Annotated in this window: 22 protein-coding genes; 14 read left to right on the top strand and 8 right to left on the bottom strand. The window is 64.1% G+C overall.

Annotation, left to right across the window (positions count from 1 at the left end; all coding sequences use genetic code 11):
* Nucleotides 1-158: 158 nt before the first annotated feature.
* The 3 genes from GQY20_RS12655 (at nt 159) to GQY20_RS12645 (ending at nt 4,251) form a co-directional block, all read left to right on the top strand.
* The gene (locus tag GQY20_RS12655) at nt 159-788 is read left to right on the top strand and encodes a YceI family protein (RefSeq protein WP_157217464.1); all 630 of its coding nucleotides are present in this window, start codon (nt 159-161) and stop codon (nt 786-788) included.
* Between the two features lie 256 nt (nt 789-1,044).
* A complete protein-coding gene (locus GQY20_RS12650; RefSeq protein ID WP_157217463.1) occupies nt 1,045-2,589 on the top strand; it encodes a 2-isopropylmalate synthase in 1,545 nt (514 codons plus the stop codon).
* A 657-nt stretch (nt 2,590-3,246) separates the two neighbouring features.
* Nucleotides 3,247-4,251, top strand: coding sequence for a sensor domain-containing diguanylate cyclase (locus tag GQY20_RS12645; protein WP_157217462.1), 1,005 nt, complete (start codon nt 3,247-3,249; stop codon nt 4,249-4,251).
* Between the two features lie 14 nt (nt 4,252-4,265).
* Here GQY20_RS12645 and recN read toward each other — a convergent pair whose 3' ends face one another.
* The gene (gene recN / locus GQY20_RS12640; RefSeq protein WP_157217461.1) at nt 4,266-5,927 is read right to left on the bottom strand and encodes a DNA repair protein RecN; all 1,662 of its coding nucleotides are present in this window, start codon (nt 5,925-5,927) and stop codon (nt 4,266-4,268) included.
* A gap of 190 nt (nt 5,928-6,117) precedes the next feature.
* Between recN and GQY20_RS12635 the strand changes: the two genes are divergently transcribed.
* The 5 genes from GQY20_RS12635 to GQY20_RS12615 all read left to right on the top strand — a co-directional run bounded on the left by GQY20_RS12635 (nt 6,118) and on the right by GQY20_RS12615 (nt 9,867).
* Nucleotides 6,118-6,453, top strand: coding sequence for a DMT family protein (locus GQY20_RS12635; protein WP_157217460.1), 336 nt, complete (start codon nt 6,118-6,120; stop codon nt 6,451-6,453).
* 71 nt (nt 6,454-6,524) lie between these two features.
* Nucleotides 6,525-7,079, top strand: a complete 555-nt coding sequence (gene hslV, locus GQY20_RS12630; protein ID WP_157217459.1) for an ATP-dependent protease subunit HslV — start codon at nt 6,525-6,527, stop codon at nt 7,077-7,079.
* 81 nt (nt 7,080-7,160) lie between these two features.
* On the top strand, nt 7,161-8,462 hold the full coding sequence (gene hslU, locus GQY20_RS12625) for an ATP-dependent protease ATPase subunit HslU (RefSeq protein ID WP_157217458.1): 1,302 nt from the start codon (nt 7,161-7,163) through the stop codon (nt 8,460-8,462).
* Between the two features lie 262 nt (nt 8,463-8,724).
* Complete coding sequence (locus GQY20_RS12620) at nt 8,725-9,147, top strand: PIN domain-containing protein (protein WP_198350943.1); 423 nt, start codon at nt 8,725-8,727, stop codon at nt 9,145-9,147.
* A gap of 81 nt (nt 9,148-9,228) precedes the next feature.
* On the top strand, nt 9,229-9,867 hold the full coding sequence (locus GQY20_RS12615; RefSeq protein ID WP_157217457.1) for a DedA family protein: 639 nt from the start codon (nt 9,229-9,231) through the stop codon (nt 9,865-9,867).
* 48 nt (nt 9,868-9,915) lie between these two features.
* On the opposite strand, the gene GQY20_RS12610 is transcribed toward GQY20_RS12615, so the two are convergent.
* Nucleotides 9,916-11,238, bottom strand: coding sequence for a DEAD/DEAH box helicase (locus GQY20_RS12610; RefSeq protein WP_157217456.1), 1,323 nt, complete (start codon nt 11,236-11,238; stop codon nt 9,916-9,918).
* 402 nt (nt 11,239-11,640) lie between these two features.
* On the opposite strand from GQY20_RS12610, the gene GQY20_RS12605 reads away from it, so the two are divergent.
* The 6 genes from GQY20_RS12605 to GQY20_RS12580 all read left to right on the top strand — a co-directional run bounded on the left by GQY20_RS12605 (nt 11,641) and on the right by GQY20_RS12580 (nt 14,986).
* Entirely contained in the window at nt 11,641-12,210 is a 570-nt protein-coding gene (locus GQY20_RS12605; RefSeq protein WP_198350942.1) for a NifU family protein, read from the top strand.
* Between the two features lie 33 nt (nt 12,211-12,243).
* Entirely contained in the window at nt 12,244-12,834 is a 591-nt protein-coding gene (locus GQY20_RS12600; RefSeq protein ID WP_157217454.1) for a malonic semialdehyde reductase, read from the top strand.
* Nucleotides 12,834-13,451 (top strand): tRNA (adenosine(37)-N6)-threonylcarbamoyltransferase complex dimerization subunit type 1 TsaB, encoded by a 618-nt coding sequence (tsaB, locus tag GQY20_RS12595; RefSeq protein WP_157217453.1) that lies wholly within the window; start codon nt 12,834-12,836, stop codon nt 13,449-13,451. Before GQY20_RS12600 ends, tsaB begins: the two co-directional genes overlap by 1 nt.
* Nucleotides 13,448-13,921, top strand: coding sequence for a GNAT family N-acetyltransferase (locus tag GQY20_RS12590; protein ID WP_157217452.1), 474 nt, complete (start codon nt 13,448-13,450; stop codon nt 13,919-13,921). Before tsaB ends, GQY20_RS12590 begins: the two co-directional genes overlap by 4 nt.
* Nucleotides 13,922-14,031: 110 nt before the next feature.
* Entirely contained in the window at nt 14,032-14,445 is a 414-nt protein-coding gene (locus tag GQY20_RS12585; protein ID WP_157217451.1) for a MucR family transcriptional regulator, read from the top strand.
* Nucleotides 14,446-14,563: 118 nt separating this feature from the next.
* Nucleotides 14,564-14,986, top strand: a complete 423-nt coding sequence (locus GQY20_RS12580) for a Fur family transcriptional regulator (protein WP_157217450.1) — start codon at nt 14,564-14,566, stop codon at nt 14,984-14,986.
* Nucleotides 14,987-15,050: 64 nt separating this feature from the next.
* On the opposite strand, the gene GQY20_RS12575 is transcribed toward GQY20_RS12580, so the two are convergent.
* The 6 genes from GQY20_RS12575 to GQY20_RS12550 form a co-directional block, all read right to left on the bottom strand.
* Nucleotides 15,051-15,947 (bottom strand): LLM class F420-dependent oxidoreductase, encoded by an 897-nt coding sequence (locus GQY20_RS12575; RefSeq protein WP_157217449.1) that lies wholly within the window; start codon nt 15,945-15,947, stop codon nt 15,051-15,053.
* Nucleotides 15,948-16,034: 87 nt separating this feature from the next.
* Complete coding sequence (queA, locus tag GQY20_RS12570) at nt 16,035-17,060, bottom strand: tRNA preQ1(34) S-adenosylmethionine ribosyltransferase-isomerase QueA (protein ID WP_157217448.1); 1,026 nt, start codon at nt 17,058-17,060, stop codon at nt 16,035-16,037.
* 7 nt (nt 17,061-17,067) lie between these two features.
* Nucleotides 17,068-17,787 carry a peptidylprolyl isomerase gene (locus GQY20_RS12565; RefSeq protein WP_232476029.1) on the bottom strand — a complete coding sequence of 240 codons (720 nt, stop codon included), beginning with the start codon at nt 17,785-17,787 and terminating at the stop codon, nt 17,068-17,070.
* A gap of 90 nt (nt 17,788-17,877) precedes the next feature.
* The gene (coaD, locus tag GQY20_RS12560) at nt 17,878-18,375 is read right to left on the bottom strand and encodes a pantetheine-phosphate adenylyltransferase (RefSeq protein WP_198350963.1); all 498 of its coding nucleotides are present in this window, start codon (nt 18,373-18,375) and stop codon (nt 17,878-17,880) included.
* A gap of 6 nt (nt 18,376-18,381) precedes the next feature.
* Nucleotides 18,382-19,299 (bottom strand): polyprenyl synthetase family protein, encoded by a 918-nt coding sequence (locus GQY20_RS12555; RefSeq protein ID WP_157217445.1) that lies wholly within the window; start codon nt 19,297-19,299, stop codon nt 18,382-18,384.
* Nucleotides 19,289-19,537, bottom strand: a complete 249-nt coding sequence (locus GQY20_RS12550) for an exodeoxyribonuclease VII small subunit (protein ID WP_157217444.1) — start codon at nt 19,535-19,537, stop codon at nt 19,289-19,291. Before GQY20_RS12550 ends, GQY20_RS12555 begins: the two co-directional genes overlap by 11 nt.
* Nucleotides 19,538-19,564 lie beyond the last annotated feature (27 nt).

Here is a 19,564-nt window from a genome sequence, read left to right as displayed (position 1 = left end):
ATGCTCTCCGATGCTTTCGTCGCTGCATCGCCCGCCAAGGCTGGCGAGGCAATGGTCCGTCTTGCGTGTTGAAACGGTAGGTTTCCGTTTCGGGACTTTGAATGATGGCAGCGCGCCGTTAGCCTGAAAGGCGCTGACACACTTCAGGAGAGAGAATCATGCGCAGGATATTCGCCGCGTCTGTTCTTTTCGCTGCCGCCGTTCCGGTGCTGGCGCAAATGCCGACTTCACCGCCCGGTGCCAAGGACAAAAGCCGCGTCGCCGCCGGCACCTACACCGTGGATCCGCACCACACGCAGGTGCTTTTCGAGGTCAACCATCTCGGATTCAACAACTATTTCGGTATCTTCGGCTCGCCGACGGGATCGCTGACGATCGATCCCGCGAAACCCTCGGCGGCCAAGGTGGAGATCAGCATTCCGCTCTCCGCCCTGGTAACGACCAGCGCCGCGCTCAACGAGCATCTGATGAAGCCGGAATTTTTCGACAGCGCGAAATTCCCCAACGCAACCTTCAAATCCACCAGCGTCGCGATCGACAAGGATGGCGATGGGGCGAAGATCACCGGCGATCTGACCATCAAGGGCGTGACCAAGCCGGTGGTGCTGGATGCCGAGTTCACCGGCGCCGGTATCATGCCCAACCCTGCCGGCAAGAAGGCGACGATCGGCTTCAAGGCCGAAACCAAGATCAAGCGCAGCGATTTCGGCGTGAGCTACGGTATTCCCCTGGTACCGGACGAGGTGCCGCTGGAGATCACTGTCGCCTTCGAGCGGCCGGCGGCTTAGAGAAGCGATCGTCCATGGCCCTCTCTCGCGTGCGCGGGAGAGGGCTTCAGCCGCAAGCTGCATCATGAGGGATAGACTTCTCTCCCCTTCCTGGGTTATGCGCCGATATATGACGTCGCACCGCGGCCTTCTCCTGCTTCGACTTACGCGCCCTTAGGCGCGCGTTTTCGCTTGGGCTCGATCGGGCCTGCAAGCCACGGCGTCTAAGGGGTTACCATCCGCCCGAACAGACAACCCTGCACAGGAGCAGGCACCCGTGACCGACACCATTTTGATTTTTGACACCACGTTGCGCGATGGCGAACAGTCTCCCGGCTGCTCGATGAACCTCGAAGAGAAGCTGCAGGTCGCGGCCCAGCTGGAAACGATGGGCGTGGATATCATCGAGGCCGGTTTCGCCATCGCCTCGCCCGGCGATTTCGAGGCCGTCAGCGAAGTCGCGAAGCAGAGCAAGCGCGCGGTCGTCGCCAGCCTGGCGCGTGCAGCGAGCGCAGACATCGAGCGGGCGTGGGAAGCGGTGAAGCATGCCGCTCGCCCCCGCATCCACACCTTCATCGCCACGTCGCCGCTGCACATGCGCGTGAAGCTGAACAAGACTCCCGACGAGGTGATCGACGCGATCGAACGGACGGTTTCGCTGGCGCGCAGCCTCTGCCCCGACGTCGAATGGTCCGCAGAAGATGCGACCCGCACCGATCCGGACTTTCTGGTGCGCGCGGTGGAAACCGCCATCGCCGCCGGTGCGCGGACAATCAACCTGCCAGACACGGTGGGTTATGGTACGCCCGAAACCTATGGCGCGATGTTCCGCGACGTGATCAATCGCGTTCCCAATGCCGACAAGGCGATTTTCTCCACCCATTGCCACAATGACCTGGGCCTCGCGGTCGCCAATACGCTGGCCGCGGTGATGGCCGGTGCGCGCCAGGTGGAATCGACCATCAATGGCATCGGCGAACGCGCCGGCAATGCCGCGATGGAGGAGATCGCGATGGCGCTGAAGGTGCGGCACGACGTGATGCCGATGCGCACCAACATCGTCTCGACCGAGATCACCCGCGCCAGCCGATTGATTTCCGGCATCACGGGCTTCCAGGTGCAGCCCAACAAGGCGATCGTCGGCGCCAACGCCTTCGCGCACGAGAGCGGCATTCACCAGGACGGGATGATCAAGGACGCCTCGACCTACGAGATCATGACGCCGGAGAGTGTCGGCCTCTCCCAGTCCAGCCTGGTGATGGGCAAGCATTCGGGCCGCGCCGCCTTCCGGCAGAAGCTGGAGGAGTTGGGCTATAATCTTGGCGACAACGCGTTCCAGGATGCGTTCGGCAGATTCAAGAGCCTCGCCGACGCCAAGAAGGCCGTTTATGACGAGGATATCGTCGCGCTGGTCGACGACGAGGTGCTGCGCGGTCACGACCGTATCCAGGTCAAGGAAGTCGAGATCTACTGCGGCTCGAACGGCCCGCAGCGCGCGATCCTGACGCTGGAGGTGGACGGCGAGGAAAAGACCGTCACGTCGCGTGGCAACGGCCCGGTGGATGCGCTGTTCAACGCGATCCGCCTCATCGTACCGCATGAGAAATCGGTGATGGAGCGCTACGAGGTCCATGCCGTCACCGGCGGCACCGACGCGCAGGCGGAGGTCTCCGTGCTCCTCGCCGAGGATGGCCGCACCACGCGTGGCCGCGGCGCGCATCAGGACACGATGGTGGCCAGCGCCAAGGCCTATGTGAATGCGCTCAACAAGCTGATGGTGAAGCGCGGTCGCGCGCCGGTCGATCAGGCTGCGGCGGGCTGATTTCGGCATCGGGTTAGATCACCGTCATCCCGGCGAAAGTCGGGATGACGGCATAGAAAGCCGCATCAAGCAGCGCTATTCGATCGCATGATGGCGGCGCTGTGCCGCATGTCCGCGAGTTCAGCCGAGGCCGACGGGCAGCGATGCCATGGAGCCAGGCGTGCCGCACGCTTGCCGCCGTTTCGCGCATGGCGGTGGTCCGCCAGCTTCGGTCGGCACCCGGCTCGGCGCTCATCAATTCGGTCAGCGAGACACCTATAGTTCTGGACGATCGGCGTGCCATGATTCGGTAAAGCCGCCTGGTCCGGAAAATCACTCGCATCCGGCGCTTCGACGCGGCCCTGCTCGCACGGTGGGCGCGCCACGGTGCGGCGGCCAAAGACGCCGTTCGAAAAGTCGGCGTGTCGCGCGCCATATTCCTGGGGGTGATCGTCATCAAATGACGTGTGGGATAATGATCGCCCTCAAGCTCGACATATTTGCCCCCCCTCTATCCGCCTTGCGCGATCGGTGCGACATAGTGTCATGGACAAGAGAGAATGACTGTACGGAATCAACGTCCGCTCTGGTCCGACAGGCCACGCGAAACCGACGTGCTTACCCGTCGTTAACATGGGTCGGAGATGATGGCTGAGGTAGACAACGGATGACAGGGATATGGCCGACGTCAAGCTGAACGACGAGGAAGGCCGGGTCGCGGCGCTGCATCGTTATCATATTCTGGACACGCGGGAGGAGGAAGCGTTCGAGAATATCACCCAGCTCGTCCAATCGATCCTGCGAGTGCCGATCTCGGCGGTGTCGCTGGTGGATCGAGACAGGCAATGGTTCAAGTCTCGCCAGGGCATCGACGCGCGTGAAACGTCCCGCGATGTCGCCTTTTGCAATTATACGATCCGGCAGCGGGAGCCGATGATCGTCAGCAATGCCAATGAGGATGCGCGCTTCCAGAACAATCCGCTCGTCACGGGCATGCCGCATATCGCCAGCTATGCCGGCGTGCCGCTGGAAACACCCGACGGCTATCAGATCGGCTCGCTCTGCGCGATCGATACGGTGCCGCGCGAGTTCGACGCACAGCAGATCGACATATTGCGCAAGCTCGGCAAACTCGTGGTCGAGCAGATGGAACTTCGCCAGATTGCCGAGCGCGACCATCTGACCGGCGCGCTCACCCGCCGCGCTTTCCTGACCGAAATGGACAAGGAGATTACCCGGTTTCAACGCTATGAACGGCCGGCTACGCTGCTGATGCTGGATGTCGACCATTTCAAGGCGATCAACGATGGCTACGGCCATCCCGCCGGTGATCGCGTGCTGACCACGGTCTCCAAATATTTCCTCGGCACGGTCCGCACGACTGACTGTTTCGGCCGGCTCGGCGGGGAGGAATTCGGCGTGCTGCTGCCTGATACCGATGGCGAGGCGGCCATCGCTGCCGCCAATCGGTTCCGCGAGGAACTGGCCCTGCTCGAGATCGGCGACGATCCGATAATCCGCGTCACCGCCAGCTTCGGCATTGCACCGCTGAGCACCGACGTCGGAATTTGCGAACAATGGCTCGCCGAGGCCGACATTGCCCTATACCGCGCCAAGCGCAGCGGAAGGAATCGCTGCTGCCTCGCAGAAATGAAGTCGGCGAAACGTTCCCAGCTCGCCTGACAGGCGTTGCTCGCTCAAGCGACTTCGAGCAGCCGGGCCGCCTGGGCCCGCGCCTCGTCGGTCACTTCCGCACCGGAAAGCATGCGGGCGATTTCCTCGCGCCTTTCCCCGGCGTCCAGCGGACGCACGCCCGTGCGAGTAACGAGGCCGTCGTGACTTTTGGCGATCAGCCAATGCGCGTCGGCGCGGGCCGCGACCTGCGGACTATGCGTCACAACCAGTATCTGCGCCTTGGCCGCAAGCCGCGACAGCCGCTCGCCGATCGCACTGGCAACGGCACCACCGACGCCGCGATCGATTTCGTCGAAGATCATCGTGGTCGCCCCGCCCTCTTCGGCCAGCGCCACCTTGAGCGCGAGGATGAAGCGCGACAGTTCGCCGCCGCTCGCGATCTTCATCAGCGGCGCGAAAGGCGCGCCGGGGTTGGTCGAAATTTCGAACTCGACGCGATCGCGCCCTCCCGGCCCCCACTGGCTTTCGGGCTGGCGCTCGACCAGCGTGCGGAAGCGGGCGGCATCGAGCTTCAGCGGGGCGAGCTCCGCGGCGACGGCGGCATCCAGCCGGCCAGCTGCCTCGGCCCTCTCCACGCTGATCTTTTCGGCCAGCACCTCATAGGTCGCCCGCGCGGATGCGAGCGCGCTCTCTAGCGCCGCAATACCCTGATCGCCCGCCTCGATCCGCGCCAGACGGGCCGCTAGATCGGCGGCGAGCGCAGCGAGGGCGTCGGGTTCGACGCGGTGCTTGCGGGCCAGGGCGCGCAAATCGAACAGGCGCCGCTCCACTACATCGAGGCGAGCCGGGTCGAAGGCCATCGCGCTGAGTGCGGCAGCGAGCTGCTCCTCCGCCTCGCCAGCTTCGATCACCGCGCGATCCAACGCGGCGAGTGCGTCTGTAAGCAGCGGATGCTCACCGGCGATGCGATCGAGCCGGCGCGCAGCCTGGCGAAGCTGCGCAAGCCCGCCTTCCGATCCCTCGAGATGCTGTGTGACGGCGTCGAGGTCGCCGGCGAGACGCGCGCCTTTCTGCATCTCGGCACGCTCCTCGGCGAGGCTCGCCTCCTCTCCCGGCTCGGGCGCAAAGGCGCCGAGTTCGGCTACGGCGTGCTCCAGGAACTCGCGATCGCGTGCGGCGGTCTCCAATTCCACGCGCGCGCTGGCCAAGGCATCCTCGGCCAAGCGCCACGCGCGGTGCGCCTCGGCCAGAGCGCCGACGCCGATCCGTCCGAAGGCGTCGAGCAGCGCACGATGTCCACGGGGATTGAGCAGGCCGCGATCGTCATGCTGGCCGTGAATCTCGACGAGCCCAGCTGCCAACTCGCGCAGCAGCGTGGCGGACACGGGCTGATCGTTGACGCTTGCCCGACTGCCGCCATCGGCCTTTACGACGCGGCGGATCATCAGCGGCTCGCCCGGCTCCATCTGCAGCCCGTTCTCGGCCAGCAACAGCATCGCGGGATGATCAGCGGGCACGTCGAAGCTCGCGGTGACGACCGCCTGCTGAACACCGCGGCGGACGAGGCCACTGTCGGCACGCGCGCCCAAAGTGAGGCCCAGCGCATCGAGCAGGATCGACTTGCCCGCGCCGGTCTCGCCGGTGAGCGCCCCCAATCCCGGATCGAAATCCAGATCGAGCGCCTCGATCAGCACGACATCGCGAATGGCGAGAGCGGTGAGCATGGCCGAACCTCTAAAGCGGTTTCCCTCCGGACGGAACCGGTCAGCTACCGTCGATGGCGCGATTTCGATGCGGGAGAATCTTCGACGATCGGGAATTTCTCCACGGCCATGGCGCTTTCGTGCTCATGCTGAAACAAGGGCGGCTGCGCCGTCCGACGCGCTCACACCCACTCGCCGACGAGGCCCATACATGCCCACGCTCGCTCTGCTGATCTGTTCCAATCTGTTCATGACCATCGCCTGGTATGGCCATCTGCGCTTTCCCGACGCGCGGCTCTGGGTGGTGATACTCGCCTCGTGGGGCATCGCGCTCGTCGAATATTGCTTCGCGGTCCCGGCCAACCGGATCGGCTATTATCATGGCTTCAGCGGCGGACAGCTCAAGATCATGCAGGAGTGCGTGACTCTGTGCGTCTTCGCGCTGTTCGCCACGTTCATTCTCAAGGAACCCATCACCTGGCGTTATCTCGGCGCCGGTCTGTGCGTTGCGGGTGCTGCCGCTTTCATGTTCGTGGGCCGTAGCTGAGGGCCGCGCCGCTTGCCGGCCGCGACAGTCGCGCCCATATCCCGCGCCACGACATGAAACACGGGACTCAAATGAGCGAAGACAAGATAGGCTGGCACGGCACGACGATCCTTTCCGTGCGCAAGGGCGGCAAGGTAGTGGTGGTGGGCGACGGCCAGGTTTCGATGGGCAATACGGTGATGAAGCCCAATGCCCGCAAGGTTCGCCGGCTCGGTGACGGCTCGGTGATCGGCGGCTTCGCCGGCGCGACGGCGGATGCCTTCACCCTGTTCGAACGGCTGGAGCGCAAGCTGGAGCAATATCACGGCCAGTTGCTGCGCGCCGCGGTGGAGCTCGCCAAGGACTGGCGCACCGACAAATATCTGCGCAACCTCGAGGCGCTGATGATCGTCGCCGACAAGGAAGTCACCTTGATCCTGACCGGCAATGGCGACGTGCTGGAGCCGGTGGGCGGGGTGGCGGCGATCGGATCGGGCGGCAACTACGCCCTGGCTGCGGCGCGCGCGCTGGTCGAGTACGAAGCCGATGCCGAAACGATCTGCCGCAAGGCGATGGCCATCGCCGCCGACGTTTGCGTTTTCACCAACGACCAGCTCACCATCGAGACGCTGGACAGCGTGAACTGATCACGTCGCAGCCGGGCATCGAGCCCGGTCGCGGCTCACCCACCCCCAGCCCCTCCCATGCAAGGGAGGGGGGAGCATAGAATGAACGACAATCTGACCCCCAAAGCCATCGTCGCCGCGCTGGACGCCCATATCGTCGGGCAGGACGAGGCGAAGCGCGCCGTTGCCGTCGCGCTCCGCAACCGCTGGCGCCGCCAGAAGCTCGCGCCGGAGTTGCGCGACGAGGTGAGCCCCAAGAATATTCTGATGATCGGGCCGACGGGCTGCGGCAAGACCGAGATCAGCCGCCGTCTCGCCAAGCTCGCCGACGCGCCCTTCGTGAAGGTGGAGGCGACCAAGTTCACCGAGGTCGGCTATGTCGGCCGCGACGTCGAGCAGATCGCCCGCGATCTCGTCGAAGAGGCCGTGCGGCTCGAGAAGGAGCGCCGCCGCGCCGCGGTGAAAGACAAGGCCGAGGAAGCAGCAATGGCGCGACTGCTCGACGCGCTCGTCGGCAAGGACGCGTCCGAAGCCACGCGCTCCGCCTTCCGCCAGCGTTTCCAGGATGGCCATCTCGATGAGAAGGAAATCGAAATCGAGATGGAAGATACCGGCGGCACGCCGTTCGAGATCCCCGGCATGGGCGGCCAGGTCGGCATGATCAATCTCTCCGATATGATGGGCAAGGCATTCGGCCAGGGCAAGACCAAGCGGCGTAAGCTCACGGTGCGTGCCGCATGGGCCAAGCTGGTCGAAGAAGAGGGCGACAAACGGCTCGATCAGGAAGAGGTCAGCCGCGCCGCGCTCGCCGATGCGGAGGCCAACGGCATCGTCTTCCTCGACGAGATCGACAAGATCGCGGTGAGCGACGTGCGGGGCGGATCGGTGAGCCGTGAGGGCGTGCAACGCGATCTGCTGCCGCTGATCGAAGGCACCACCGTCGCCACCAAATATGGCCCGATGAAGACGGATCATATCCTGTTCATCGCTTCGGGCGCCTTTCACGTCGCCAAGCCGAGCGACCTGCTGCCCGAGCTGCAGGGGCGCCTGCCGATCCGCGTCGAGCTGAAAGCGCTTACCGAGGCCGATTTCGTTCGCATCCTCTCGGCGACCCGCGCCTCACTCACCGAGCAATATCGCGCGCTGCTCGCCACCGAAGGCGTGGAAATCGGTTTCACCGAAGACGGCATCGCCGCCATCGCGCGCACCGCCGCCCAGGTGAACGAAAGCATCGAGAATATCGGTGCGCGGCGGCTGCAGACTGTGATGGAGAAGCTGCTCGAGGAAGTCAGCTTCGACGCCGAGGATCGCAGCGGCACCGCGCTCATCGTCGACGCTGCCTATGTCGAAAGCCAACTCAAGGAGATCGCGCGCAATACGGATCTCAGCAAATATGTGCTGTGACGGCCAGCGAACTGTGATACTGTGAACACATGAAGAATGTCACAGTATCACTCGATGATGAGACCTATCGCCGTGCCCGCATAAGGGCTGCCGAGATGGATACCTCGCTTTCAGCGCTTGTCCGATCGTTCCTGAAAAATCTGGGTGAGGGGGAAAGCGAGAGAGAGCACAGGAAGCGTAGGGAGCAGGCCCTGCGCGAACGAGTGACCGGGTTTTCGGGCGCCTCCCGTCTCTCTCGCGACGATGTGCACGGTCGGGGCATGTGAGCAACCTCATATTCCTCGATACCAATATCCTCCTTTATTCGATCAGCGGATTGCCGAAGGAACTGCGGAAGCGCGACATCGCTCGTCGCCTCATCGACGAGGAGGACGTCGCGCTGTCCGTGCAGGTGCTTCAGGAATTTTACGTGCAGGCGACGCGTCCAAGCCGGCCTGACGCGATCGCGCCAGATCTGGCTAAGCAATTCGTGGATTTGTGGTCTGATTTACCGATCCAGGACATCACCCTGACGATCATGAACGCAGCGCTGTCAATACAGGTCAGGCACCGCTTTTCCTATTGGGATTGCGCGATCATTGCCGCTGCCCAAGCAATGGAATGCACCACGCTCTATAGCGAAGACATGGATGATGGTCGACAGATTGGATCCCTGCGGATCGTAAACCCGTTCAAAGAAGAATAGCCGGGATCGCCAGGGAGATATTCCGGCAGTACCTCCACCACCCCTCGACAAGCTTGCTGCATTGCGGCACTAGCGACGCCCATGCAGCATCTCCACGGCCTGATCGCCAGCCTCGCCACCTTCACGATCGCGGTGATCTCGGCGGGGGGCTATTGGGGCATCGCGCTCCTGATGGCGATCGAAAGCGCGTGTATTCCACTGCCATCCGAGATCATCATGCCGTTCGCCGGCTATCTCGTCTCGGTCGGCAAGCTGGATTTGTTTCTGGCGGCGACGGCAGGTGCGATCGGCTGCAATCTCGGCTCGATCGTCGCCTATGAGGTGGGCAAGCGCGGCGGCCGGCCGTTCGTCCAGCGCTGGGGCAAATATGTGCTGGTAGGCACCCATGATCTAGACCGGGCCGAAGGCTTTTTCCAGCGCTGGGGTGGGATCACCGTGCTGGTCTGCCGGCTGCTGCCCGTGGTGCGCACCTTCATCGCCTTTCCCGCCGGCGTCGCGCGCATGCCCTTGCTGCGCTTCCACGCCTATACCTTCATCGGCTCCTGGCCCTGGTGCTTCGCGCTGACCTGGGTCGGCCGCGAGCTCGGCGTGCGCTGGAACACCGATCCGCGGCTCAAGGCCGTGCTGCACAATATGGACGTGGTGATCGTGGCGGTCGTCGCCGCGGCCGCGATCTGGTTCGTCTGGCACAAGGTCCGCGCGATCAAGCGCGAGCGGTGAGCTCCGGCCCCGTCATGCCGAACGCGTCCGGCACGACGGGGAAATGGATCAGCGCCCGCCGGCCTTCTTCACCGCATTCTTGTGCGCGCCGACGCCGCCCCGGCGGCGCGGCGGGAAACGGCGCTTCGGCGGCTGTCCCTCGCCGCGCGTATCGTCGCGGCGGGCACCGGCCTCCTCGTGGCGGCGCTGCGCCGTCGGCTTGGCCTGGCTCGGCTTGGGAAGCCGCGCCTTCTCCTGCTCGAAATTCTCCGGCAGCGGCAGCGGCGTGAGCCGCACCCGGGTAAGCTTCTCGATGCCGCGCAGATAGGCGCGCTCGTCTTCGGCGACGAAGCTGATCGCAATGCCTTCGCGCCCGGCGCGCGCGGTGCGGCCGATGCGGTGGACATATTGCTCGGCGACGTTCGGCAGCTCGAAGTTGAACACATGGCTCACGCCCGACACGTCGATGCCGCGCGCCGCGATGTCGGTCGCGACGAGGATCTTGAGCTCGCCCGAGCGGAACAGGCCGAGCGCGCGCTCGCGCTGCGGCTGGCTCTTATTGCCGTGGATCGCCTCGGCCCCGATGCCGGCGGCGTGGAGATGCTTCACCACGCGGTCCGCGCCATGCTTGGTGCGGGTGAAGACCAGCGCCCGATCGATCGCCTCGCGGCGCAGCATCAGCGTCAGCAGCGCCTGCTTCTCCTGCTGATTGACGAAGGTCGCGAACTGCTCGACCCGCTCGGCCGTGGTCGATTGCGGTGCGACCGAGACCTTGACCGGATCGGTGAGGAAGCGGTCGCCCAGCTCCGCGATGGTCTTGGGCATGGTCGCCGAGAAGAACAGGGTCTGGCGCACCTTCGGCACCATCGCCTGGATCCGCTTCAGCGCATGGATGAAGCCGAGATCGAGCATCTGGTCGGCTTCGTCGAGCACGAGGATCTCGACGTTGCGCAGGTGCAGCGCGCGCTGGTCGATCAGATCGAGCAGGCGGCCGGGCGTGGCGACGAGGATGTCGACGCCCTGCCCCATCTGGCGGATCTGCCGGTTGATCGGCACGCCGCCGAACACGGTGGCGACGCGCAGGTTGAGGAATTTGGCGTAAAGCACGCAGCTCTCGGCGATCTGGCTCGCGAGTTCGCGGGTCGGCGCCAGCACGAGCATGCGGCAGGCGCCGGGCGCGCGAGGACGCGGGCTGTTGATCAGATGATGAAGCGAGGGCAGCGCAAAGGCTGCGGTCTTGCCCGTGCCGGTCTGCGCGATGCCGCACAGATCACGTCCTTCCAGCACCGGCGGGATTGCCTGGAGCTGAATGGGAGTGGGCTGGGTATAGCCCTTTTCGGCCAACGCACGCTGAATCGGCTCGGCGAGACCGAGATCGGAAAATTGAGTCACTTTGGTACTTTCAATGGGATGTGGCGCCCCGAAACAGGACGCGCACGCGGGTTCAAATCGACGACCCGCGTGAAATGGGAAGCCTTGGGCTCAAAGCGTCTAGTGGAACAGAAAGCCGGCCTGCCATTTGGAGGCGGCAGGAGATCACGCTGCCCTCGTTCCAGCCCCCCTAAAGGCGCCGACGCACGCGGCACATAGCGCGTTGCGGCCGAAACATCAATCGGCAGGTAAAAATATCCTTTGCGAAGCACACAAGCGGCGCGGACGACCGGAGCTACAGCGCATTCTGCACCCCGCGATGGCGATCCGTGCAATTTTGCTTCTCCGCCGCATCATATTTCCTCACCGTGCGCGCCCCATTCCGGGCTTGATCCTGCGCGCCATTCCCCCCAAATGCCGGCTATGCTGATCGAAACCGAAACGACGCCGAATCCGGCCACGCTGAAATTCCTGCCCGGGCAGACGGTGATGGACGGCGGCACGCGGGATTTCGCGAATGACGAGGAGGCGCAGGTTTCGCCTCTCGCGCAGGCCCTGTTCGATCTCGGCGATGTGGACAGCGTCTTCTTCGGGCGCGATTTCGTCTCCGTCACCGCCGCACCCAGCGTCGAGTGGCGCGATCTCAAACCCAATGTGCTCGGCGTTCTGCTGGATCATTTCGCCAGCGGCGCCCCGCTGTTCCGTCAGGGCAGCGCAGCCGCCATCGAGATTCCCGACGACGAATTCCCGGTCAATCCGGACGACGCCGACATCGTCGAGCAGATCAAGGACCTGATCGAGACACGGGTCCGGCCGGCGGTCGCGAAGGACGGAGGGGACATCGTCTATCGGGGCTTCGATCGGGGTACCGTCTATCTGGCGATGCACGGCGCCTGCTCGGGCTGTCCGTCCTCCACCGCGACGCTCAAGCAGGGCATCGAGACACTCCTCAAGCACTATGTGCCGGAAGTGACCGAGGTCCGCGCCGCCTGACGTTTCTCCTCCCCAGACAGCAAGGGACCCTCCATGGCCGCTCCGCTCTCCGATGATGCGCTCGACCTGATCTTCCGTACTGCCCGCACCTATAACGGCTACCAGGACAAGCCGGTTTCCACCGAGCAGCTCCACGCGATCTGGGACCTGATGAAGATGGGTCCGACTTCGGCGAACATGTCGCCCGCGCACATCATCTGGTGCGTCAGCCAGGAATCCAAGGAGAAGATCGCGGCGCTTTCATCCGGCACCAACGGCGCGAAGATCCTGCAGGCGCCGGTAACGGCGATCATCGGCTTCGACGTCGATTTCCACACCAAGCTGCCGCGCCTCTTCCCGCACAATCCGGACGCCCAGAACTGGTTTCCGGATCCCAGCTCGCGCGAATATGTCGCCTTCCGCAACGGCACGCTGCAGGGCGCCTATTTCCTGATCGCGGCCCGTGCCATTGGCCTCGATACCGGACCGATGTCCGGCTTCGACAACGCGGCGGTGGACGAGCAGTTCTTCGGCGGAACCACCATCAAGTCCAACTTCATTTCGACCCTCGGCTACGGCGATCCTTCGACCATCTTCGAGCGTTTGCCGCGCTTCTCCTTCGAGGAAGCGAACACCATCATCTGATGCGCACGCTCGCGATCGAGACGGCAACAGCGGCTTGTTCTGTCGCCCTGCTGGATGACGATCGCGTCCTAGCGGACCTCCATGAGGTCGTCGGGCGCGGCCACGCCGAACGGTTGGTTCCGATGATATCGGAACTGCCGGACGGCGGCCGCGCCGACCGCATCGTGGTGGATTGCGGCCCGGGCAGTTTTACCGGCGTGCGCGTCGGCCTTGCTGCCGCGCGCGCGCTCGGTCTCGCATGGGGCGTTCCCGTGCATGGCTATTCCTCCCTCGCCTTGCTCGCCGCGGCCGCACTTGACGAGGCGGGTGCGCCGGATCGCGTCGCTGCCGCACTGATCGGCGGCCATGGCGAATTGTTCGTCCAATCCTTCGCAGCCTCTCCCTTTCGCCCGGCCGGAAATCTCGCCTCGCTGAAACCGGAGGAAGCGGCAGCAGCGACCAGCGAGGCGCTGGTCATCGGATCCGGGGCGCAAAGCCTGATCGATGCGAGGCGAACCGGCGGCGCACGCGACATCCTCCCTCGCGCCAGCGATGTGCGGCACTTGCCGGCCGAGTTCGCCGCGCTCGCTGCTACTCCTATCTACGGCCGCGCACCCGATGCGAGACCGCAGGCATGACGACACGCCTTATCGAAGGATCGTCCGCGGACATTGACGCGGTGATGCGCGTGATGGGCGATGCCTTCGATCCTGCCTTCGGCGAGGCGTGGACGCGCAGCCAGTGCCTCGGCATTCTCGGCCTGCCCGGCGTCTGGCTGACCATTGCCTATGTCGGCGAGGAGCCAGGCGGCTTCGCTCTCAGCCGCCTCGTCGCGGACGAAGCGGAACTGCTGCTGATCGGCGTCAGGTCAGCTTTCCGTAGGGTCGGAATCGCAACCGCGCTCATCGAACGAACGATTCAGATAGCAGCAACCGGCGGCGCCATACGACTTCATCTCGAAGTCAGAGCAGGAAATTCTGCGATCAACTTGTATCACAAGGCAGGCTTTACCGAGATCGGACGGCGAAAGTCCTATTATCGTGGCGCTGACGGCCAATTATACGACGCTCTGACCTTGAGTATGGATCTAAATTTTTTGAAACAATAGCCTGAAACGGGCACTTTTGAGTTGCGCCGATGACGTGCGAAGGTACATGGGTCATTAGTGGCATTGAATATGACAGATGCCATAAGCAACAAATCAAGGGTCCGCCAAAAATGTCCGACACCGCTGAAATCACCGAAACTTTGATCACGCTAACAGCCGACATCGTCTCCGCGCATGTCAGCAACAACAGCGTTGCAGTCTCCGATCTCCCGATCCTGATCCAGAATGTCCATAATGCGCTGAGCACGCTGGGCGATGCTCTCGTCGAGCCCGAGGCCAAGCCGGAACCCGCCGTTTCGGTGCGCGCTTCGGTGAAGCCGGACTACATCGTCTGCCTGGAAGACGGCAAGAAGCTGAAGATGCTGAAACGCCATCTGATGACCCACTACCAGATGACCCCTGATCAGTACCGCGCCAAGTGGGGACTTCCGGCCGATTATCCGATGGTCGCTCCCAACTATGCGGAACAGCGCCGCAGCCTGGCCAAGAAGATCGGTCTCGGTACCAAGCGCCGCAAGCGCTGAGGCCGGGATATTTGTCGGTGACGCGTGGGAAACGCGCCACCGGCGGCTTCCTTCGCAGCGCAAAACCTTCTAGGTCGTTGTTGCGCAGGCCGCGCGACCTGGACCGGCGAAGGCAGATATGACCCGCAAGATCGACATTGAGGCGCTCTGCGCTGAAAAGGGGCTCCGTATTACCGAGCAGCGGCGCGTGATCGCACGCGTGTTGGGCGATGCGGATGATCACCCCGACGTTGAGGCGCTGCATGAGCGGGCCGCGGCAATCGATCCCGGCATCTCGATCGCGACCGTCTATCGTACCGTTCGCCTGTTCGAAGAGGCCGGCATCCTCGAGCGTCACGATTTCGGCGACGGACGGGCGCGCTACGAGGCCGCAGCCGAAGCCCATCATGATCATCTGATCGACGTCGAGACCGGCCGGGTGATCGAGTTCACCGACGCCGAGCTTGAGCAGCTCCAGCGCCGTATCGCCGAGAAGCTCGGCTATCGGCTCGTCGACCATCGCATGGAGCTATACGGCGTATCGACCGCACGCGGACAATAAGCCCGCCTGCCAGGATCGGCCGCTGCAGGGGCCGCGGCCGATCCCGCCCAACCAGCCTTTTCCCTCACAGCCGCGGCAAAATTTCTTCGCGTACCTTGCGGATGAAGGCTTCGATTACCGGCAACTCCGTGCTCATCGCCTCGTTCGCCACGATGACGAAACGGTTTACCCCAAGCTCGGCATAGGCTTTCATCACGCCAACATCAGTGGATGCACCCCAGCGCCAGCTCGTCGGCGATACGGTAATCTCGATGTCGTCCGGATCCCGTCCGATCTCCTCGGCGGTCGCCCGCATGGTCTCCAGCCGCTTGGCGAGATCGTCGGGCGAGATGGCGTGGGGATAGAAGCCGTCGCCGATTCGCGCCGCACGGCGGGCCGCGAAATCGGTCGATCCACCGATCAGTATCGGCACGCCGCCGGGTGTGTGCGGCTTCGGGTCGGAATGGACCCGGTCGAAATCATAGAAGCGGCCATGATGCGTGGCGGGCGATTGCGTCCAGAGCGCACGGACCGCAGCCACGCCCTCATCGAGGCGCGGACCCCGCTCCTCATAGGGCACCCCGATCGTCTGATATTCCTCCTTTTGCCAGCCCATACCGACGCCGAGCAGTACGCGTCCGCCCGACAGTGCGTCCAGCGTGGCCACCCGCTTTGCCAGTACGACCGGCGCATGCAGCGGCAACAACAGCACGCCCGTTCCGAGCTTCATCTTCTCGGTGACAGCCGCGGCGAAGGCGAGCCATTCGAGCGGATCGCACATCTCCGTTTCACCGACCTGAAACGGCGCGCGGCCGTCCTCGGAATAGGAATAGAGCGGCTCATAATCTTCCGCGATGATCGGATGCTCGACCGTCCAGACCGATTCGATGCCCGCCCCCTCGGCCATGCGCAGGAATGCGCGCGTGAACGGACCGTTGGTGCCCCGCTCCTTATCGAAGAAGGGTAAAATTCCGAGCTTCATGGGCCTCTCCCGACTCCTCTGTCGGGAAGTTTCTATCCAATTTCAGGATATGCGCCAAAGCGCCCGAATAGTGATGATCCGCCCCGATCAGGGCAGCAACAGGCTGGCGTCGCCATAGCTGTAGAAGCGATAGTCGGCCGCGATCGCGTGCGCATAGGCCGCCTGCATGCGATCCAGTCCCATCAGCGCCGAGACCAGCATGAACAGGGTCGAGCGCGGCAGATGGAAATTGGTCATCAGCCCGTCTATGCCGCGAAAGCGGTACCCCGGCGTGATGAAGATCGAGGTATCGCCGGCGAAGGGACGGATCACGCCATCTTCCCCCGTCGCGCTCTCGATGAGGCGCAGGCTGGTCGTGCCGACGGCGATCACCCTGCCCCCGGCAGCGCGCACCGCATTCAGCCGGTCGACCGTCGCATCGTCGATTCGTCCCCATTCGGCATGCATGCGATGCTCGTCGGTATCCTCCGCCTTCACCGGCAGGAACGTGCCGGCGCCGACATGCAGGGTAAGCGTGACATGACCGATGCCCCGAGCCTCCAACGCAGCGACGAGCTTGGGCGTGAAGTGCAATGCAGCCGTAGGCGCGGCAACGGCGCCCGGATCGGCGGCGAACATGGTCTGATAATCTTCCGCATCCCGTTGATCGGCAGCGCGCTTTCCGGCGATATAGGGGGGCAGCGGCATGCGGCCGGCGCGTTCGAGCAGCAGTTCGACGGGCTCGTCGCCCGCGAAATCGAGCGCGAAGCTGCCATCCTCCCCGCGATCCGATGCGACCGCGGACACGTCGTTGCCGAAATCGACGGCATCGCCTTCCCGAAGGCGCTTGCTGTTGCGGATGAAGGCACGCCAGCGGCGCGGGCCTTCCCGCTTGTGCAGTGTAGCCCCGATCCGCGCCGCACCGCGAAGTCCCTCGAGTTGGGCAGGAATGACGCGGGTGTCGTTGAACACCAGCATGTCGCCTGCATTCAGGAGATCCGGCAGATCGTGAACGTGACGGTCGGCGAGCCCCTGGTCGTCGACCAGCAGCAGCCGCGCCGAATCACGCGGACTGGCCGGGCGAAGGGCGATCCGCTCCTGAGGCAGCTCGAAATCGAATGCATCGACCCGCATGGCGGGATCAGCGGCCTGGGCCCTGCTTCTGCGAATCGATCGCCTGGTTGCGCACCGCCTGCTTGGCGGCCTCACGAACCTGCTCCGCCTGAGCTGCCGCCTTTGCCTTATCCTCCGTCGGCAGGACGGTGGGGATCGCCCATGCGGGAATTGCCGCGACCGCAGCCTGGCCATCGACATCCGCGGCGATCTGCGCCTTCACGATCTTGGTCGGCTGCGCCGGCGGCTCGCCGCGATGTATGGCGTCCACATATTGCATGCCCGATACGACCCGGCCGATGACCGTATATTTGCCGTCGAGCTGCAGCTTGGGCGAGAGCATGATGAAGAACTGGCTGTTGGCGCTGTCCGGATCCTGCGCACGGGCCATCGCCATCGCGCCGCGCACATGCGGCAGATCGTTGAATTCCGCCTTCAGGTTGGGAAGATCCGATCCGCCCTCGCCGGTACCTTTCGGGTCGCCGCCCTGCGCCATGAAATCATCGATGACGCGATGGAAGATCAGGCCATTGTAAAAACCGCGGCGAGCGAGCGTGCGGATGCGCTCCACCGCAACCGGCGCCTTGTCGGGGCGGAGCAGGACGACGACACGGCCGCCATCGTCCAGATCGAGATACAGGATGTTCTCCGCCTCGACCTTGATCGGTGTACCGGCCTCACCCATCGCCTGATCAAGCGACTGCGCTGCGACGGGCGCGGCGAGGAAAAGCCCCATCAGGGCCGTCATGATCACTCTCACTCGCATGGCGCTCTCTTCATCTCCCGGCGGGCAACCTGGCTGCCCTCTACCATCTGCGGCTGTCGCGGCCGTGAATGCTCAGTCCCCAAGCTTGCCGAGCGCATTGACGCGGGCGACGACATCCTCGCACACTGTCGGCGACACGAACTTGTGGATCGCGCCCCCATATAACGCGATCTCCTTCACCAGCCGAGAGGCGATGGGCTGCAAAGCCACATCGGCCATGAGGAAGACGGTCTCCACGCGATTGTTGATCTGCTGGTTCATCCCCGCCATCTGATATTCATATTCGAAATCGGCGACGGCACGCAGGCCGCGCACGATGATCGAAGCGCCCTGCCGCTCGGCGAAATCCATCAGCAGGGAGTTGAACGCAACTACCTCTATCCCCGGGATGCCGGCGGTTTCGCGCCGCACCGTCGCAAGCCGCTCCTCGAGCGAGAACATCGGCGATTTGGACGCGTTGGTGGTCACACCGATCACCAGCCGATCGACCAGCTTGGCGCCGCGTCGGATGATGTCCATGTGACCGAGCGTGATCGGATCGAAAGTTCCCGGATAGACGCCGGTTCTCAAGGTCATTCAGCGATCCCTCTCGATCACGTAACGGGCGATGGCACGCAGCAGATCAGCCTCCGAGCCATAGCCCTGGAGATGTGCGATCGCCTGGTCGACGAGCAGATGCGCCTGCTGGCGCGCCCGATCCAGGCCGAGCAGCGACAGGAAGGTGGCTTTGCCCGCAGCCGCGTCCTTGCCGACCGCCTTTCCGGCCGCATCGGCATCGCCCTCCGCGTCGATCAGATCGTCGGCGATCTGGAACGCGAGACCGACGTCGCGCGCATAGCCGCGCAAATGCGTCCGGCCCTCCGGAGGCACATGACCCATGATCGCCCCGGCCTCCAGGCAGAAGGCGATCAATGCGCCGGTCTTCAGTTGCTGAAGACGAGTGACGGTCGGCAGATCGAAGGTCTCGCCCTCGGCGACCAGATCCATCATCTGGCCGCCGGCCATGCCAGCCGGCCCCGCCGCCCGCGCCAGCGCGAGCACCAGTTCGGACCGGACGAACGGATCCTCGTGGGTCGCCTCGTCCGCCAGCACCTCGAAAGCAAGCGCGTGGAGCGAATCGCCGGCAAGCATCGCCGTCGCTTCGTTGAACTGGACGTGGACCGTGGGCTTGCCGCGGCGCATGTCGTCATCATCCATGCACGGCAGATCATCGTGGATCAGCGAATAGACATGCATGCATTCGATCGCGAGCGCGACACGCAACGCCCGATTGCGATCGATGTGAAAGATATCGCAGGCGGCGCAGACCAGCAGCGGGCGCAGACGTTTGCCGCCACCGATCGCCGCATGGCGCATCGCCTCGTATAATTCGCGGCGGGGATCGTCCGGCACGGCCAGCAGCCGATCGAACAGGCGGTCGATATCGCTGGCCACGCGCTCCAGCGCGGACTTCAGAACCAGCGGAATGCCGCCGTCCACGAGCTCAGCCGACATCGAAGGGCTGTACGCCGGCCGGGCGGCCGTCGCCGCCGAGCGTGATCTTCTCTATCCGGGCCTGCGCAGCCTGAAGACGCGCCTCGCATTGCTGGCGCAGCCTGTCTCCCTCGGCATAGAGTTCGATCGACTGATCCAACGGCACGTCTCCGCTCTCCAGACGCTGCACGATCGCCTCCAGGCGACGCAGCGCATCCTCGAAACTCAAAGTCGCTATCGTATCGGGTTCTTCGGCCATGGCTGGCTTGTGGCGGCAGGTCAGCCG

This window comes from Flavisphingomonas formosensis (genome assembly GCF_009755815.1).
Classification (GTDB): domain Bacteria; phylum Pseudomonadota; class Alphaproteobacteria; order Sphingomonadales; family Sphingomonadaceae; genus Flavisphingomonas; species Flavisphingomonas formosensis.
The sequence above is the reverse complement of the archived record's forward strand: the minus strand, read 5'-3'. Positions and strand labels throughout refer to the sequence as shown.